At 70.1% G+C, this 623-nt stretch carries 1 protein-coding gene; it reads left to right on the top strand.

Features of this window, described 5'->3' with window-relative positions; genetic code table 11:
• Nucleotides 1-340: 340 nt before the first annotated feature.
• The coding region (locus AC5P1C_RS43910; protein ID WP_493871603.1) for a transposase at nt 341-623 on the top strand (283 nt) is incomplete at its 3' end.

Below are 623 nucleotides of genomic sequence, written 5' to 3' on the forward strand. Positions count from 1 at the left end.
GAGTCGTTCCTGTGGGCATGGGGCGGGGAGATCTGAGCGATGCCGAGTGGGAACGGCTGCGGCCGTTCCTGCCCGTGCCGCAGGCGAGATCGACCGGGACATCTCGGTCGACTCCACCGTCGTCCGCGCGCATCAGCATGCGGCTGGCGCCCGCACCGATCCGCCTCCGGCCCTGGAACAACGGGGGCCGAAGAGATGGAACACCAGGACGAGACACCGTGGCAGAGTTTGGTCGCCCGCCTGGTGGAGGTGTGCGGGAGGCGAGGGCCTGGGCCGCTCGCGCGGCGGGTTCACCAGCTAGCTCCACCTGAGCGCGGACGGCCGTTGCCGCCCGCTGTCCCTGGTCGTCACTCCAGGTCAGCGGGCGGACTGCACCCAGTTCAAGCCGGTCCTGGAGAAGATCCGAGTGCCCAGACCTGGCCCGGGCCGGCCGCGCAAGAAGCCGGACAGCCTCGCGGCCGACAAGGCTTACAGCAACGGCCCCATCCGCGAGTACCTGCGAAGAGGGGGCATCCGTCACGCCATCCCGGCGAAGGCCGACAGCCAGGCGGCCCGCATACGCAAGGGGTCACGCGGTGGACGGCCGCCCGGCTTCGATGAGGACCGCTACAAGAAGCGCAACA

Source organism: Streptomyces sp. A18 (assembly GCF_059026065.1).